The following is a 16,155-nucleotide window of genomic DNA, read 5'->3' on the forward strand; positions in this document are numbered from 1 at the left end:
ACGAAAGCGGGCTGCTTAGCGGCCGCTGCGGTAGTTGGGGGCTTCGCGGGTGATGATGACGTCGTGGACGTGGCTTTCGCTGAGCGCAGCGCCGGAGATTTTCACGAACACCGAATTGTCGCGGAAGTCCTTGAGATTGTGGGCGCCGGTATAACCCATCGAGGCGCGCAAGCCGCCGGCGAGCTGATGCAGCACGGCACCGGCCGAACCCTTGTAGGGCACCTGGCCTTCGATGCCTTCAGGCACCAGCTTCATCTGATCGCGCACATCCTGCTGGAAGTAGCGATCGGCCGAACCGGAGCCCATGGCGCCGACCGAACCCATGCCGCGATACGACTTATAGGAGCGGCCCTGGTAGAGATAAACCTCACCGGGGCTCTCGTCGGTGCCGGCCAGAAGTGAGCCGACCATGACGCAAGAAGCACCACCGGCCAATGCCTTAGCCATATCGCCTGAGTATTTGATTCCGCCGTCGGCGATGATCGGGATGCCGTGACGGGCCCCCTCCTCGGCGCAGGCCATGACGGCTGCGAGCTGGGGAACGCCGACGCCGGCGACGATGCGGGTGGTGCAGATCGAGCCGGGGCCGATACCAACCTTGATCGAATCCGCGCCGGCATCAATCAGCGCCTTGACTGCCTCGGCGGTGGCGACGTTGCCGGCGACGATGCGAGTGGAATTGCTCTCGCGCTTGACGCGCTCGACGGCCTCGGCGACGCGCACCGAGTGTCCGTGGGCGGTGTCGATGACCAGAAGGTCCACCCCGGCGTCAATCAGGGCCATGGAGCGCTCAAAGCCCTGGTCGCCGACCGTAGAGGCGGCGGCGACGCGCAGGCGCCCCTGCTCGTCCTTGACGGCGTCTGGGTTGAGCTGGGCCTTTTCGATATCCTTGACGGTGATCAGGCCGGTGCAGCGATAACCGGCGTCGACCACCAGCAGCTTTTCGATGCGGTGCGTGTGCAGCAGCACCTTGGCTTCTTCCTTGGAGATGCCGTCGCGCACGGTGACCAGATTCTGGTGGGTCATCAGCTCGCTGACCGGCTGCGCCGGATGGGAGGCGAAGCGCACGTCGCGGTGGGTAAGGATGCCGACCAGCTTGCCGATGGCGCGACCGCCCTTGCCGCCGTTTTCGACGACCGGAATGCCGGAAATGCGGTTGACCTGCATCAGCGACAGCGCATCGGCCAGCGTGGCGTCGGGGCCGATGGTGATCGGATTGACCACCATGCCGGATTCGAACGACTTGACCTGGCGGACCTGCTCGGCCTGCTCGGCGGTGGTGAGGTTCTTGTGGATGACGCCCAAGCCGCCGGCCTGCGCCATGGCAATGGCCATGCCGCTCTCGGTGACGGTATCCATGGCTGAACTGATGATGGGAAGATTGAGCGCTATGTCCTTGGTGACATAGGTGGAAATGTCGGTTTCCGTGGGCAGGATGTCAGAGCGCGCCGGCTGCAGCAGCACGTCATCGAAGGTTAGCGCCGCATCGCCGGTGATGGTGGTAATAATCTTCGCCAAGGCCAGACCTTTCCTGCCTTCTGATATGATCAGAAATGTTGGAGTGTGAACCGGGCCGACGTTTGCGGCGGGTTCAGGTTGGCGAGGGTCAATAGCACCGGGGGGCCGGCTTGCATAGGGGGCGGCCACCGCGTGCAAGGCGGGGCGGCCCAGCGGCGAACGCATGCCTCGACGAGGACGGGGCAAATGTGGACGGAAGGACTAGGGCAAATAGCCTTTCCAGCCTCTGGTCCACAGTCCATATTATGCCTGCCACATATTGGCGCATCCCGATTCCTTGCCGGTCCCAGTGTCCTGATCCGCGTCACCCCCCTCATTCTTGCGGTCGCCCTGTTCATGGAACAGATGGATTCGACCGTCATTGCCACCTCGCTGCCGGCGATTGCGGCCGATATCGGCACGGACCCGATTGCGCTGAAGCTGGCGCTGACCGCCTATTTCGTGTCGCTGGCGATTTTCATTCCGATCAGCGGCTGGATGGCCGACCGCTTCGGTGCCAAGACTATTTTCCGGCTGGCCATCGTGGTGTTCATGCTCGGCTCGCTGGCCTGCTCCTTCTCGTTTTCGCTGGAGAGCTTCGTGCTGTCCCGTTTCTTTCAGGGCATTGGCAGCTCGATGATGACGCCGGTGGGCCGGCTGCTGCTGGTGCGCTCGACGCCGCGCAGCGAGCTGGTGTCGGCCATGGCGTGGCTGACCGTGCCGGGCCTGCTGGGGCCGCTGACCGGGCCGCTGATCGGCGGTTTTCTCACCACCTATCTCAGCTGGCACTGGATTTTCTGGATCAATATTCCCATCGGCATTGCCGGGGTGATCCTGGCCGGGATTTTCCTTAAGGTCCCCGATGCGCGCAATCCGCGCCCCATCGACGTCACCGGCTTCCTGCTGGCCGCCATCGCCTTTTCCGGCACGGTGTTCGGGCTGTCAGTTGTGAGCCTGCCGGCGCTGCCAATCGCCTATGGCTATCTGACCATTGCCGTCGGCGTGGCCGCTGGCCTGTTATATCTGTCGCATGCCAAGCGGACGGCATTTCCGCTGCTCGACCCGCAATTGTTCCGCCACAAGCTGTTTCGCGCCTCGATTACCGGGGGCTCGCTGTTCCGCATCGGCGTCGGGGCGCTGCCGTTTCTGCTGCCGCTGATGTTGCAGCTCGGCTTTGGCCTCAATCCGTTCCAGTCCGGCGCCATCACCTTCGTTTCCGCCTTTGGCGCGATCATGAGCAAGTTCGTCGCCGAGCGGGTGTTCAAGCGGTTCGGCTTTCCGCTGATACTGGGCATAGCGGCCGTCGGTGGCGGGGCGCTGATCGCGGCGCAGGGGTTTTTTAATGCCGCCACGCCCGTCCCGGTGATCATGGCCGTGCTGCTGCTGGGCGGCGTGCTGCGCTCCGTGCTGTTCACCGGCTCCAACGCGATGGGCTATGCCGATGTCGACGACGAAGACGCCAGCCAGGCCACGGCCATCGTTGCCGTGTGCCAGCAGCTGAGCATCGCATTCGGGGTGGCCATGGCCGGCGGCGTGCTCGAAGTCAGCATGCGGCTGCGCGGCAGCGCGCTCGACCTCATCGATTTCCAGATCGCGTTTTTCGTGGTCGGCGGCCTCAGCATCCTGGCCGGTCTGATTTATTTCCGATTGCCGCCCAATGCCGGCAACAATGTTTCGGGCCATCAGGGCGCCGTCATCCACAGGGAGTGACCGGGATAATCCCGGCAATATGGCTGTGTCGCGTATCGTTCCCCTCATCCTCGCCACGGCGCTGTTCATGGAAAACATGGACGCGACCGTCATTGCCACCTCGCTGGCGGCCATTGCCGACGATCTGGGCACCGATCCGATTTCGCTCAAGCTGGCGCTGACCGCCTATCTGGTGGCGCTGGCCATCTTCGTGCCGATTTCGAGCTGGATGGCCGACCGCTTCGGCTCGCGCAACGTGTTCCGCATCGCCATGGTGGTGTTCGTGCTGGGCTCGATTGCCTGTGCCTTCTCCGATTCGCTGCTGGCCTTCGTGGTCGCCCGCTTCATTCAGGGCATGGGCGGCGCCATGATGACGCCGATTGCCCGGCTGGTGCTGGTGCGGGCCACGCCGCGCCACCAGCTGGTCCATGCCATGGCCTGGCTGACCATTCCCGGGCTGATCGGCCCGATTGCCGGGCCGCCGTTTGGCGGCTTTCTCACCACCTATCTGAGCTGGCACTGGATCTTCCTGATCAATGTGCCGATCGGCATTGTCGGGGTGGTGCTGGTGGGGCTGTTTTTGCCGGAAACCCAGCGCAATGCGCCGCGCGCCATTGATTTGCCAGGCTTTTTCCTGGCGGGAACCGCCTTCGCGCTGTTTGCCTTCGGCACGGCGGTGATCAGCCTGCCGGCGCTGCCGCCGATTATCGGGGTGATCGCCACCGCGATTGGCATCGGCATTGGCGTTCTCTATGCCCGCCATGCGCTGACCGGCGACAATCCGCTGCTCGATCTGCGGCTGTTCCGCCTGCCCTATTTCCGCAGTGCGGTGGTGGCCGGCGCGGCCTTCCGGCTGGGTCAGGGCGCGACGCCGTTCCTGTTTCCGCTGATGCTGCAGCTGGCTTTCGGCATGACGCCGTTTGAATCCGGCATGGTGACCTTTGCCGGCGCCGTCGGCGCGATCATCGCCAAATTCTTTGCCACCTGGATTTTCAAATCCATCGGCTTCAAGACCTCGCTGGTGATTTCCACCGCCGTCTCGGCCCTCGGCATCCTTGCCATGGGGCTCTACACCCCCGAAACGCCGATACCGCTGATCCTGTCGGTGCTGGTCTTTACCGGCTTCTGGAACTCGACCTTCTGGACCGGCTCCAGCGCTTTCGTGTTCGCCGATGTCGAGGACAAGGATGCCGGCCAGGCCAATGTGATCAACCAGGTGAGCGGGCAGCTGACCATGGCGCTGGGCATTGCCGTGGGCGGCGGGGTGCTGGAAGCCGCCAATGCGCTACGCGGCGGGGGCGAGCTGATCCTGTCGGATTTCCACGCCGCCTTCTTCGTCGTCGGCGCTATCTGCGCCATTTCGACGGTGATGTTCTTGCGCCTGCCCAAGGATGCCGGACAGGCGCTAACCCGTGGTCCGCACGCGCATTAGCCGGGATATAGCCCCCATAACCGCGCAAGCAAAAGCCGCCAGCATGCTGACGGCTTTCTTGTGGTTTTCAGCCTGTTGCCGCCGAGCGACTAGCGGTCGTATTCGCCTTCGCCGGGCACGGTATCGTTGGTGCCCTTGAAACCCTTGGCGATGAGATAGGCCTCGGCCGAATTGGAGCGGCTGGAAGGCGGCTTGGCGTGGAAGGTCGATTTGAAGTGGCGCTTGAGCATATGCAGCAGCTCATGCTCGGTGCCGCCCTGGAACACCTTGGCGACAAACGAGCCGCCCGGCGCCAGCACGTCGAGCGCGAAGGCGGCGGCGATCTCGATCAGCTGCACGATGCGCAGGTGGTCGGTCGGGCGGTGGCCAGTGGTCGGCCAGGCCATGTCGCTCATCACCAGATCGGCCTTCTTGCCACCCATGGCAGCAATCAGCGCCGCCGGCGCGTCCTCATCGGTGAAATCCTTCATCAGCAGGGTGACACCGGGGATGGGGTCCATCTCCAGATAGTCGATGCCGACGATCAGCGGATTGGCCTCGGTGGAGCCGATGGCCTTGGCGGCCACCTGCGACCAGCCGCCCGGCGCGGCGCCCAGATCGACGATGCGCATGCCCTTGCGGAACAGGTGATGCTTTTCGTCCATCTCCTTGATCTTGAAGGCGGCGCGCGAGCGATAGCCTTCCGAGCGAGCCCGCGCCACATAGGGGTCGTTGAGCTGGCGTTCGAGCCAGATCGTCGACGACACCTTGCGACCCTTGGCCGTCTTCACCCGAATCTTGAGGTCCCGTTCGGACTTGCGTCCGCCAGTACCGAGAGCTTTATCCACCATTGCCAGTCCTCCGCGGGTACCGCGACGCCCGATTATGGGCGCGGTCCGCGTCCATCAGCGAAATTAAAATACCTTCACGCAAGCCACGATCGGCCACGCGAACACGCTCCGTCGGCCATTCCCGCCGGATCGCCTCGAAAATAGCGCAGCCCGGCAGCACCAGATCAGCCCGGTCCCGGCCAATGCAGGGATGGGCCATGCGGCGCTCATAGGACATGGCCAGCAGCACCTTCATCGTATCATCGACTTCGGCGCGCTTCATCCACAAGCCGTCCACCTTCTGGCGCTCATAGCGTTCCAGGCCCAGATGCAGCCCGGCCAGCGTGGTCACGGTACCCGAGGTGCCGATCAGATGCACCGGATGATTAGCAATCATCTGGCGCAGCTTTTCACGGCCGCGGAACTGGCGCAGATGCTCGGAGACATGGGCCACCATCGCCTCGAACACCGCCGGCGTCACATCGATGCCGCCGAATTTTTCGGCAATCGACACCACGCCGACCGGCAGCGACTGCCAGGAGCGGATCGACGCCGACATGCGGCCCTGCGCCTTGGGCCGGCCACCGCGAAAATCGAGCCAGGCCAATTCGGAGGAACCGCCGCCAATATCGAACATCAGGGCGCCGGCAGCGCCCCCCTCGATGAGGTCGGCACAGCCGGTCACCGCCAGCTCGGCCTCGGTACGGCGATCAACGATCTCCAGCTCCAAGCCCAGCTCATGCTTGACCCGGGCCAGAAAGGCCAGGCCATTCTCGGCGGCGCGGCAGGCTTCGGTGGAGATCAGCCGCATGCGAATGGGCTGATGCTCGCGCAGCTTGTTGCGGCACTGGCGCAGCGCATCCATGGTGCGGTCCATGGCGGCTTCGCTCAGCCGTCCGGTGACCGAAACCCCCTCGCCCAGCCGGACGATTCGGGTAAAGCCATCGAGCACGCGAAAGCCATGGTCATGCGGGCGGGCGATCAGCAGGCGGCAATTATTGGTGCCAAGATCGAGCGCGGCGTAAACCGGCCCGCGGTGTCGGCGCGGAGTGGTGGCGTTGGACGTCCGCCTGTCCGCGGCGGGTGAGAGCATGTCGCCCCCTACCCTCCCCGCCGGTCCGGGACTGGACGGGGCACGGATTGCCGGTTCGTCGAGCGACGAATAGCCGGCAGCGGACCGATCGGAATCGGTCACAGAAAGTCTCCTGTCGTGCGCGGTCGCCGGAACCGGCCTAGCCGGCAGCGCCCGGCGCACTGTTTATAACGTGTCGAGAACGACGGTAGTGCAAGGGGCGGGCAAGCGCAATGGCGACAAGCTATCCACAGCTTGCGTCAGAGGCGCTTGCAATCTGTTCGGGCATTGTCTATGCAGTGCCCGCGCCGGACGCTTTACCCGCCTCCCGCCAAATACCGCCGGCCTCGCCGGAAACCCTTGCTGGGGAATAGTTCAACGGTAGAACAGCGGACTCTGACTCCGTCAATCTTGGTTCGAATCCAGGTTCCCCAGCCATCTCTTTTTATTCAATGAAATCAGTGACTTAGCAAAACGCTGTCACACCCTATTGTCACAGTCTTGTGGCACGCTGATCTGTGTGGAAAACTCCACAACGGTGAGCGCGCCTTGTGCTGTCTGACCTGGGGGATTCGATGAACTGGTTGTGGATCGTGCTGGCCGTTGCCGGGCTGGTCGTGGCGTGGTGGGTGCTCAAGATCGTCCTGGCGCAGGCAGTGCCGCCCGAAGTGTCTGGTCGTGCCCTGCTTAAGCAGGAGCTAAAACGCGGCGGCGTCGATGTCGCGCGGCTTCCTGATCGGGCGATCGATGAGATCGTGCAGCACTGCCTCAAGGCGGCGAAGGGCATGGCGCTCGCCAGTTCGATCTCCCCCTCTTACGGCCGCGCCGAGGATAAGAACTGGCGAGCGAACCTAGTGCGGCAGCTTCAAGCCCATGTTCCACTTATAAGAAGCATCGTGAACGGCGACCGGCCTTCCATGGCCGATGAGCACATTAGAGAAATCCTCGTCCGCAACGGTGTGGTGGGTTCGTGATCAACCGCAAGACGATCCTTGTCTCTGCGCTGGCTCTGGCGCTGCTCGCCATCGCATTCCCGCCATGGGGCTTTCTAGGCCAGGACTTCGACCATTTCGCCTTTGCTCTTCGGAACAGCCCGAAGTTGACCGGCGAGTATAGCAGTGTCAATGCCAGCATCGCCTGGCACCTGTTAGGTCTTGAACTGGCGGCAATCGCACTGGTCGGTGCGATCACATACGTGCTGGCACCGAGCGACAGTAAACAGCCATGAGACGCAGGCCGTTGAACGGCAGCACGGCCATCCTCATCGGCTCTGCGATCATGCTGGTGCTGGCCCTGCCGGCCATCGTCTCGCGCTTCGTGGAGGTAGACGACAAGCTCGGCTTCGTCGTCTCTGGTGCCTACCATGCGGCGTTGTGGGCCAGCCCATTCGTGTTGATGGGGCTGGCCGGCTGGTGGATTGAGGATCGAGCTAGACGCCGAGAGCGCGGCGAGTAGATCAGGCCGCTTCGACTTCCCTGCCCGCCTCAATAGTGGCGCGCCACTTCTCGGGCCAGAGATCGAGCATCCCGCCGAGCTGGTCGGCGACCAGGTATTCCTCGACCTGGCCGGAGAACGGACAGAGCTGCACGCCCATGCGCTGGCGAAGGGTGTCGTCGGTGGCGAGACGGCTGATGAGGTCGTCCCAGCTTGCGGTCGAGATATACGTGGGCGTGTCGTCGTGCATTGGTGTCTCCAAATCGGTGATGCGGAATCATCGCCGGGAACCAATGCGCCGTCAATCCATTTTATCGTTTATTATCAGACACTTAATGTAAGTAAACGCTTACTTACAATCATCTATTTCGCTACACCAGCACCGTGACCCGACTTGCCAGATAAAGCGGCGCGCCGTTATGGTGCAGCCGCTAATGGAGGATACTTTATGCGAATTATTGCGGCCCTGGCGTTGGCATGTATGTCTTGCACCGGAGCCAATGCTCAAGCATTCGGCACACATTTGGGGATGAAGCTAGAAGATTTCGCCATTGTAGCGGATGGCGATCCGTTCATTGAAGTGGTGCCACCCCAACCAAACGCTACATTCGTCAAATACTATGCATCCATCGGCCGCAGTATTGGGCTCTGTGAGATACAGGGATTCTCCCAGATGTATGCAACAGAAGAAGAACAAGAATCCGCATTCAGGGGCGTGAAAGCTCAACTAGGAGATATTTACACCGCGGAAGAAGATGCATCATACGCAAACACAGCGACATTCTACCCCGCCGACAATCTGAACCGCGACCCATACCCTAAAGTATTCTTGCGCTACTTATACAACAGTAGGCATATCGAGATTTGGTATAGTTTCCGCAACGCTTGGGACTGCAAGGCGGACAACGACGCATATTCGGTTGATGCCACCGGACTCTAGGCAGCGTCACGGTAGCTGCTCCAATCGGCCTCTGCATGGTCGCGAAGGGGTGCCGAGACGATCCGCACCTTATCGATGCCGAGCGTCTTGATCGTGCCGGAGAGAGCCTTGTTGAAATAGGCCGTCCAGCCATCGGCGCTGTAGAGCTCGGCAACCTTGACCTGGCGCGACCCTGCATGACCCTTGATCTTGCCGCCTGCAGCCGCCAGGGCGACCTTAAGGGCGTCGAGCTCGGCCTTATCGGCACGGTTGAGGCAGACGACGCCATGAACGTGCAGACGGCCGGCAGGGCTGATCTCGAACTGGAACGCATAGGGGAGCGCCTGGCCGAGCTGCTTGGTCATGGCGCGGTTGATGTAGGTCGCCAGGAGCTTCACCGGATCAAGAGACGCGCGCAGCGCCTTTTCGCGGACCTTGGACAGGTTGAGGGAGAACGCGACGGCCTTCCTCGACTGGCTCGACCGGATGGCCTGGGCGAACTTGTTGGCCTCGATCGAGCGCGACCAGGAGGTCGAGGGGATGATGGTCGAGAGCTTGAAGGCGTCTTTAGGTGCCTCGGCGAACAGGTGGGAGAGAGGCGACTGCTTGCGCGCCTTGAGGTCGAGGATGAGCTTCTGCAGGGGTGACAGGGTGGGGGTAGAAAGGGGGGTGTAAGCTCTTACTCTTACTGTAAGCTCTTACTCTTACTGGACAACGTGCGCCAAGATCGGCCGGAGAGGCCGGCGCCGCCTGGTCATTCGCGGGATTTCCGACGCCGAATTTTGTCGACGTTTTCGCACCGGCCGGAGTGGTGGCGTCATCGTCGCAGGCCTCGAGCCAGGCAAGGATTTCGGCCTCGGTCATGCTCGGCGTGGTGGTGGCGATCGGCCGCACGACTGGCGCCGGTTCGGGTTCGGGTGCGATCGACGGCGCGGCCAGGAGCTCGGCGAGCATGGCGTCGAGCTCGGCTGAAATGTCGAGCGGGTCACTTGCCGGCGTAGGTGCAATAATCGCTGGCTCGACCGTAACAACGGGAGCGCGGTGAGTAATCAAACTCTTGATAAAATCGAAAAACCGCACGTAAACGCGCTTAATTCCTTGCTTTTTGTGCAGATTTTCCATAGTATAAAACCGTTCTCCTCCGAACGAACCTAGTAAGTGTTAAGCCCTCGCGATTGCCGTCGCGGGGGTTTTTCTATGCCGTCTGTTCTGCCTCGTCTGCAGCCAGGCGAAGCATCTTAGTCAGGTCGCGCGCAACGTCTTTCGGCACGACGCGCTTGCGGTCCATAAAGCTCGAGATACGAATGCCGGTGCCTACACGTGCCAAGTTGTAGGGCGCCATAGGCACATACTCCGCTTTATAGCGAACATCGGTCGCAAGGCGCTCGAGGCTATCCGCAAGCGCACGTGCATCAACTGGCGACAGGAGATCATTATAGACAGTGCCCATCGTGGCGAACGCCATCAATGTGGCGGAGCGCTCATCGTCGGGGTCGGTGATCTCAAACTTGACCTGGCCGCCGTCCGCGCGAATATCAAAACCGGAGATCTCGCGAGGGATCAAATTGTCATCGATAGCGCGGTTCAACAGAAAGCCGACCGCCTCCGCCGTGGTGATACCGAGAGACTTAGCCAGGGCCTTGAGCTGGTCGGCCCGTTCGTCACTAAGGCCGATATGAGTAGGCATGCGATATACTCCGTAAGGATTTAACTCTTTACAGACTCTATCATAGGTAGATCGGCCGGTGCAAGCTCTACCGGCTGCGGGTATTGGCGATGTTACCCGGACGCATGGAACGCCGGAGCTCATCGCTTGCGATTGCCCGCATAGTGCCCTCGATCTTCTTGGCAATGTCGTCGCCGAGGGCCTGGTCGGCCTTCTCGCCGCGCGATCCGCCCTCAACCTTGACCGAGATCGTGGGGGCGATCGTTACGCCGGCACCAGGTCCGGAGCTGCCGATCGAGCGAGCCGCATTACCGACCAGGCCGCCATCGGCGAACTTGCCGAGCTTGCCGGCGTTGATGGCCTCGAGCAGGGCACGATTACGTGCCGTCGCTGCAGAGTTGACGACGAACTCGCCATTAGAGAGCGCGGCCGGGATCGAGTCAGAGCGGCCGGTGCCGGTGCCGCGAACGTGCCCACCACTGGCGAAGCCCTGCACTTCGCCGCCATCGGCGAGCTTGAGGATGCCGCCGAGCAATCCGCCGCCCGCGCCTCCTACGCCAGCCGTCAGGCCCGCGAAAAGGTTCTCGATCAAAGCGTTGACGGCCATATCGATCAACTGGTCGGCGAGCTTGACGAACGCATTGGCGAGCGCCGTAGCGCCATCGACGCCGTTCCGGAGATCGCCGAGCAGGCCGCCGAGGAAGTTCTTTGCCATCCCCTTCGCCGAGTCCGATGCCGCCTCGAGCTGGTCCATAGCGGCCGTCTCAGCCTCGATCTCCTGCACCAGGCCGCGAATAGAGGTCTTCTGGTCGTCGGTCGCCGAGGCGCCGGCTTTACGGAGCTCGGCGTCAACGCGCTTCTCGGCTTCGCTCATACCGATCATCGTGAGCTCGCGCTGCAGCTCGGCGATCAATGCGGCCGCCGCGTCCTTTTCTTCACGCATGCTCGAGGCACGGCCGCCGCCGCCGCCGCCAGGCGTAGGGAGAGTGCCGGCGCCATCGACCAGGATAGAGAGAGGCTTAGGCGGTGCGAGCGCCGTCTGCATTTCATCGACGCTGTCATAAGTCGGCGTCTTGAGGTTGTCGAAAATACTGTTGACGTCGAACTGCGTCGGATCCTGGCGCCGATCGATCGCGGCCGTGAGCTCGGCGATCTCGGCCGAGAGGCTGGCCTTTGCGTCGTCATGGCCGAGGCCGGTATTGAACCAGCCGGAGAGCTCGCCCTTGCCTTCACGATCGAGAACGCCGTCGAGGGCGGCCTGCTTGCTGGCCCGCTGGTTCTGCATAACGCCGAGGCCGCGCGTTGCGAGCGGCGCCGTTGCACCCTGCAGGTTAATCATGCCAGGCATAGAATTGAAGGTGTTGATGAAATCCATGAGCGCGGCCGCCGCGCCGACGATCGCCGCCTTGAGGGCGCTGCCGACCGTATTGGCGACCATATTGAACCGGCGATCGAGCTCGTCGGCCTTCGCGATCAGCTCGTCGGACATGACCAGGCCGAGGTCGTGCGCTTCCTGGCGGGTCCGGTTTAGCGCGGCTTCACCCTGCTCGATCAACTGCACGAACTGCTCGCCGCCCGTTCCGCCGAAAATCTCGTCGGCGTTGAGAATTGCCGAGGCCCGATCCATCTGGCCGAGCTTGCCGATGATCTCGGTAAACAGAGCCGAGGGGTCGGCCATCTTGCCGGCGAGCTCTTCGGACGTATAGCCGAGCCGAGTGAAGGCGTCGGCCGCCGATCCGCCGCCCGTGGTTACGAACTCGGCGGTGCGCAGGCTCAATTCCTTGAAGCCATCGACCAGGGCGTCAACGCCGACGCGGTTCTGCTCGGCGACATACCGGAGCTCTTGAAACGCCGTGGTGCTAAGGCCGGCGCGGCGCGCTTCGTCGCCGATCTGAGCCATGCCGCGCGTCACGTTGCCGATCTGGCTCATAATCGCGGTAAGGCCGCCTGCAGTGAAGCCGGCGACCAGGCCGAGCGCCATATTCTTACCGATGCCCATGGTCTTACCGGAGAGACTGGTAAACTCATGTTCGACGCGGTCGGCGGCCTTCTTGGCGCGGTTTTCGATCTTGCCGAAGTCGCGGTCGGACGTGCGGGTTGCACGGCTGAAATTCTTCTCGAAGTCGCGCACGCGCGCCTCGAGCTGGACGACTAAGCGGTCGGTGTCGGTAGCCATATTTTTGATCCTTTAGAAAACGAGTAAGCCGTCAGGCCGTGCCGAGGGGTCGGCGTAATGCTGCGCTGAGAGTTGCCCTGAGAGGCGCGGTTGACGGCCATGGCCGAGGCGACACTTCCGTCGATCCGGTCGCGGCTCTTGCCCTTATGGAAGCTCTTATTTTCGGCCTTGTCGGTCTCGACGGCGATGTTGCTGAAATTCCACCGGAGCACCGGATGCCCACCATGGCGGAACATGCCGCCGAGGATTGCCCGCTCGAGCTCTTTCACGGCCGGCGCCATGGAGATCCAGCCCTGGCGGTGCTCGACAACGGGGAAACCGTCATCGGACAAGTTAGCCATCATCACGCGGCCCATATGCGGGTCGAAGGCAACTTCCTGCACATTGAGCTCGGCGCAGAGCTCGCGCACCTTATCCTCGACGGCGCGGAGATCGACCACGTTGCCAGGGGTCGGGGTGATATGACCGGCCTCGGCCCATGCGGGATAAGGAACGCCGTCACGATCGGCACGGCCGCGCAGGTTGTCCGCTGGGCAGAAAAACCACGGCTGCACGTCATAGCCGCCATCGTCATCGGGCCAGGCGGCGACGATGGCAGTCAGGTCGCCATTGCTCGAGAGATCGACGCCGAGCCAGCACGGCCGGAAGCGTAGCGCCTCGAGATCGACCGGCACGTTGCCGCCGTCATAGACGCTCATTTCAACAAAGGGCGTGGCGCTGTAATCGAGCCATACGTTGAGGCTCAACTGGCGGAAAGCATCACGCTCGCCGGGAGAGCCTTCGCTGTCTTTCGCATACTGATGGAAGCCAGCCAGGTCGGGATAGGACGGCGAGCACGACATGCCGGGGTTGGCACGGCGCCAGACTTCGGGGTCGCGCCAGTCGGCGTCTGCAGCCGTCTCGAACAGCACCGGCAGGTAAGTCGGATCTTCGAGCTCGCCGAGGGCGATCTTACGGGCCTTGGCATAGTGCTCATGGGCCAGGTTGTCGTCACCACGGCCGGCAGTCGTGGCGATCACCATGAGGGTGTTGGGCGTCTTGATAAGGCCGGAGCGCAGCACGTCCCAGAGGTCGCGCTTAGGCCAGGCGTGCAATTCGTCGGCCAGCACAAAGGCCGGCGTGCGACCGTGCTGCGTGCCAGCGTCGGCGCTGATGGACTCGAAGTAGGAGCCATTGTCAGGATAAAGAATCTTGTTCCGATAGTCCTGTTGCGTGACTGCAGCCTTGAGCCGGCGATCGGAACGGATGATGCCCTGGGCTTCGGTATAGGCGAGGCGTGCCTGCTTACGATCGGACGCGGCCGTAATGACTTCGCCGCCTGGCACCTTCTCCGGGCCGATGGTGTGCAGGAGCGCCAGGGCTGCCGCCAGCGTGGTCTTGCGGTTGCCGCGTGGCAGCAACAAAAAGACGCTGCGCACGATACGATCGCCGCGGCGAATGCCGAGCTCGGGAATATCGACCAGGTGCCGCGGGCCATAGATCCGGCGCACGATGCGCTCCTGCCATGGGTCGAGCGTGAAGGCGCCGCCCCTGGCCGTGCTCTTGGGGTGTTTAAGGGCGCGCAGGAACCGCACGGCGCGCTCGCCGCCGCCGATCATGTCGCCAGTCTTGGTTGCAAAAATCGCCGGGTCATCGATCGGCGAGCCGTCGAAAATCCATTCCGGATAGGTCGATTTAGAAGTCGAGCGGGTTGTCATCATCCCCCTGCCCGGTTTCGCGAACGGCCGGCCGCGACCGAGAAACCGGCGTGAGGCCGAGCTCGGCCGCAATCTGGCGTGCGCTGATGATTGCTTTGTCCTGCAGCCGTGCGAGCTTGGGATCGAGGCCGGCCTTGAGCAGCACCTCGATCTCGCGGACGCGGCCGACCAGGAGACAGAAAGACTCGACCATTGCCAGGTCGGCGTCGGTCAGGATCCGGCGCTCGACCAGCACCGGCATGACGCGGCGCCATTCGGCCTTGGCGTGGGTGCTCAACCAGCTTGGCGCCCTCGGCACCTCGAGCATTGGGTTCGCGGCCTGGCCGATGGTGTCGGGCTTACGTCCCTTCACGACGCCAGCCTTTCGCACCGGAGCTCGAGGCCCTGGCGCCGGCCGAGCGGCTTGATCTCAACCAGGTCGTAAGCCTGGCCGGCATGGGTAACGCGGGCCGACGTCGTCAGGCCTGGCACATAGCGGACGCGGAAAATGATGGTGTTGCGCTCGGCCTCGGCCTCGGCGCGCAGAAACTCGGTCGCCGTCTGCTGCAGGATCTCGGCGCGCACGGTGGCGATCGGCGCCCACGTCTGCGTGACGGTGCCGGCCGGCGAGACCGTCTTGGTCGGTGCCTCGAGGGTGATCTGGTGATTGAGCTTGCCGGCGCGCATTACAGAATTTCCTCGAGCAGGGCCTCGACCGCGACGATTGCATGACCATGTTCCCCTGCAGGGTCGCGCAGGTAGCGCGTGCCGGTGAGACGGAAATCGACCAGGTGATGCGAAGTAAGTGCCGGCTTAGTGCGCAGCGCGGCCTCGATCGTGCCGGCGACTTCCTTGACGAAAGCCAGGCCGCCCTCGACGGTCCAGACGTGAAGGTCGGCGACTACGCGGACATGCCGGCGTGCATAGGTGAGATCTTCGCGGACGGTCTGGCCGTCGCCGACGATGATGGCCGGGAAGTTTTCAGGGCGGGCGCTATGGTCAACAATATGGTCGGCCGGCACCAGGTCCAGGACGGCCGGAGAGGCGACCAGGGCGGCGCGGATAGCGATCTGCAGGGCAAGGCTAGGTTCGGTCATAGGGCGTCCTTTACGGCCTTACGGATAGAGCGCCGGATCCGGTTGTTGAGGCGCTTACGGAGAAGGCGGAAGGCCGGGAAAAAGAAAGGATTGGCCGGCATATCGACGGTGCCGAGCTCCTGAGCCAGGGCGTAATCGTATTCAGCATCGGCGCCGTCGCGCACCGGGACAGTCGTTGCCTCTCCACCGGCGACAACCTGGCGGGCCAGCTCATGCTTGCCGGCCTGGGCTTCGATGCTGCCCTGCAGGTCGCCATCTTCATGCGGCGCAATGCGCTTCATGGTGCCGACCAGCTCGGCGGCCGACTGATCGAGCGCAGGCTTTACGGCGGCGCGAACGCCGGCCGGGATGGCCTTCATACGGCGTGCAAAACGGGCGAGCTGCGGAGAACGGGACACTAGAAACTCCACGTCCGGAACGGCCGCACCAGGTCGTGAAAACCGAAAGGGAGCTCCTGGGCAGATACGCCGACCAGGCTGGCCTCACGGTTCTCGTAGTAGTGCGCGGCGAGCTGCAGCACGGCTTCCTTGAGCGGAGCCGGAGCGTCGGCGTAGGTGACAGGATCCTCGGCGCCGATATGGCGCGCGACCATGCCCTCGGCCGTCGCGATCTTGCTGGTGAGCAGCGCGTCGTCGAGGTCGTGCTCGAGGTTCAAATGGGCCTTAAGGTCGATGAGAGCAGTCACAGA

The 16,155-nt window shown here is 63.0% G+C and carries 20 protein-coding genes and 1 tRNA gene; 7 read left to right on the forward strand and 14 right to left on the reverse strand.

Features of this window, described 5'->3' with window-relative positions; translation table 11 throughout:
• Positions 1-15: 15 nt before the first annotated feature.
• On the reverse strand, positions 16-1,518 hold the full coding sequence (guaB, locus tag ACX3OW_RS16415) for an IMP dehydrogenase (protein ID WP_459096869.1): 1,503 nt from the start codon (positions 1,516-1,518) through the stop codon (positions 16-18).
• A gap of 294 nt (positions 1,519-1,812) precedes the next feature.
• On the opposite strand from guaB, the gene ACX3OW_RS16420 reads away from it, so the two are divergent.
• On the forward strand, positions 1,813-3,207 hold the full coding sequence (locus ACX3OW_RS16420) for an MFS transporter (RefSeq protein WP_459097025.1): 1,395 nt from the start codon (positions 1,813-1,815) through the stop codon (positions 3,205-3,207).
• A 19-nt stretch (positions 3,208-3,226) separates the two neighbouring features.
• On the forward strand, positions 3,227-4,618 hold the full coding sequence (locus ACX3OW_RS16425; RefSeq protein WP_459096870.1) for an MFS transporter: 1,392 nt from the start codon (positions 3,227-3,229) through the stop codon (positions 4,616-4,618).
• Between the two features lie 89 nt (positions 4,619-4,707).
• Here the strand turns inward: ACX3OW_RS16425 and ACX3OW_RS16430 are convergent, their stop codons facing one another.
• On the reverse strand, positions 4,708-5,448 hold the full coding sequence (locus ACX3OW_RS16430) for an RlmE family RNA methyltransferase (RefSeq protein WP_459096871.1): 741 nt from the start codon (positions 5,446-5,448) through the stop codon (positions 4,708-4,710).
• Entirely contained in the window at positions 5,438-6,622 is a 1,185-nt protein-coding gene (locus ACX3OW_RS16435) for a Ppx/GppA phosphatase family protein (RefSeq protein WP_459096872.1), read from the reverse strand. Before ACX3OW_RS16435 ends, ACX3OW_RS16430 begins: the two co-directional genes overlap by 11 nt.
• Positions 6,623-6,863: 241 nt before the next feature.
• Here ACX3OW_RS16435 and ACX3OW_RS16440 point away from each other — a divergent pair.
• From ACX3OW_RS16440 to ACX3OW_RS16455, 4 genes are all read left to right on the forward strand, one after another.
• Positions 6,864-6,937, forward strand: a tRNA-Gln gene (locus ACX3OW_RS16440).
• A 137-nt stretch (positions 6,938-7,074) separates the two neighbouring features.
• A complete protein-coding gene (locus ACX3OW_RS16445; protein ID WP_459096873.1) occupies positions 7,075-7,473 on the forward strand; it encodes a hypothetical protein in 399 nt (132 codons plus the stop codon).
• Complete coding sequence (locus tag ACX3OW_RS16450) at positions 7,470-7,727, forward strand: hypothetical protein (protein ID WP_459096874.1); 258 nt, start codon at positions 7,470-7,472, stop codon at positions 7,725-7,727. Before ACX3OW_RS16445 ends, ACX3OW_RS16450 begins: the two co-directional genes overlap by 4 nt.
• A gap of 11 nt (positions 7,728-7,738) precedes the next feature.
• A complete protein-coding gene (locus ACX3OW_RS16455; protein ID WP_459096875.1) occupies positions 7,739-7,954 on the forward strand; it encodes a hypothetical protein in 216 nt (71 codons plus the stop codon).
• A gap of 1 nt (position 7,955) precedes the next feature.
• On the opposite strand, the gene ACX3OW_RS16460 is transcribed toward ACX3OW_RS16455, so the two are convergent.
• Positions 7,956-8,183, reverse strand: coding sequence for a hypothetical protein (locus ACX3OW_RS16460; protein ID WP_459096876.1), 228 nt, complete (start codon positions 8,181-8,183; stop codon positions 7,956-7,958).
• 144 nt (positions 8,184-8,327) lie between these two features.
• Between ACX3OW_RS16460 and ACX3OW_RS16465 the strand changes: the two genes are divergently transcribed.
• Positions 8,328-8,873: a hypothetical protein gene (locus ACX3OW_RS16465; RefSeq protein WP_459096877.1), complete on the forward strand. Its 546-nt coding sequence runs from the start codon at positions 8,328-8,330 to the stop codon at positions 8,871-8,873.
• Here the strand turns inward: ACX3OW_RS16465 and ACX3OW_RS16470 are convergent.
• The 10 genes from ACX3OW_RS16470 to ACX3OW_RS16515 form a co-directional block, all read right to left on the reverse strand.
• Positions 8,870-9,217: a hypothetical protein gene (locus ACX3OW_RS16470; RefSeq protein ID WP_459096878.1), complete on the reverse strand. Its 348-nt coding sequence runs from the start codon at positions 9,215-9,217 to the stop codon at positions 8,870-8,872. The genes ACX3OW_RS16465 and ACX3OW_RS16470 overlap by 4 nt on opposite strands.
• A 202-nt stretch (positions 9,218-9,419) precedes the next feature.
• The gene (locus ACX3OW_RS16475) at positions 9,420-9,974 is read right to left on the reverse strand and encodes a hypothetical protein (protein ID WP_459096879.1); all 555 of its coding nucleotides are present in this window, start codon (positions 9,972-9,974) and stop codon (positions 9,420-9,422) included.
• Between the two features lie 73 nt (positions 9,975-10,047).
• The gene (locus tag ACX3OW_RS16480) at positions 10,048-10,539 is read right to left on the reverse strand and encodes a hypothetical protein (RefSeq protein WP_459096880.1); all 492 of its coding nucleotides are present in this window, start codon (positions 10,537-10,539) and stop codon (positions 10,048-10,050) included.
• A gap of 67 nt (positions 10,540-10,606) precedes the next feature.
• Positions 10,607-12,694, reverse strand: coding sequence for a hypothetical protein (locus ACX3OW_RS16485; RefSeq protein ID WP_459096881.1), 2,088 nt, complete (start codon positions 12,692-12,694; stop codon positions 10,607-10,609).
• A complete protein-coding gene (locus ACX3OW_RS16490) occupies positions 12,670-14,394 on the reverse strand; it encodes a terminase large subunit (RefSeq protein WP_459096882.1) in 1,725 nt (574 codons plus the stop codon). The genes ACX3OW_RS16485 and ACX3OW_RS16490 overlap by 25 nt, the downstream gene beginning before the upstream one ends.
• Positions 14,369-14,743: a phage terminase small subunit P27 family gene (locus ACX3OW_RS16495; protein WP_459096883.1), complete on the reverse strand. Its 375-nt coding sequence runs from the start codon at positions 14,741-14,743 to the stop codon at positions 14,369-14,371. Before ACX3OW_RS16495 ends, ACX3OW_RS16490 begins: the two co-directional genes overlap by 26 nt.
• On the reverse strand, positions 14,740-15,057 hold the full coding sequence (locus tag ACX3OW_RS16500) for a phage head closure protein (RefSeq protein ID WP_459096884.1): 318 nt from the start codon (positions 15,055-15,057) through the stop codon (positions 14,740-14,742). The genes ACX3OW_RS16495 and ACX3OW_RS16500 overlap by 4 nt, the downstream gene beginning before the upstream one ends.
• A complete protein-coding gene (locus ACX3OW_RS16505) occupies positions 15,057-15,467 on the reverse strand; it encodes a DUF3168 domain-containing protein (RefSeq protein ID WP_459096885.1) in 411 nt (136 codons plus the stop codon). Before ACX3OW_RS16505 ends, ACX3OW_RS16500 begins: the two co-directional genes overlap by 1 nt.
• Positions 15,464-15,865 carry an HK97-gp10 family putative phage morphogenesis protein gene (locus ACX3OW_RS16510; protein WP_459096886.1) on the reverse strand — a complete coding sequence of 134 codons (402 nt, stop codon included), beginning with the start codon at positions 15,863-15,865 and terminating at the stop codon, positions 15,464-15,466. The genes ACX3OW_RS16505 and ACX3OW_RS16510 overlap by 4 nt, the downstream gene beginning before the upstream one ends.
• Complete coding sequence (locus ACX3OW_RS16515) at positions 15,865-16,152, reverse strand: head-tail connector protein (protein ID WP_459096887.1); 288 nt, start codon at positions 16,150-16,152, stop codon at positions 15,865-15,867. The genes ACX3OW_RS16510 and ACX3OW_RS16515 overlap by 1 nt, the downstream gene beginning before the upstream one ends.
• Positions 16,153-16,155: the final 3 nt, after the last annotated feature.

This window comes from Devosia sp. A449, from assembly GCF_054489375.1.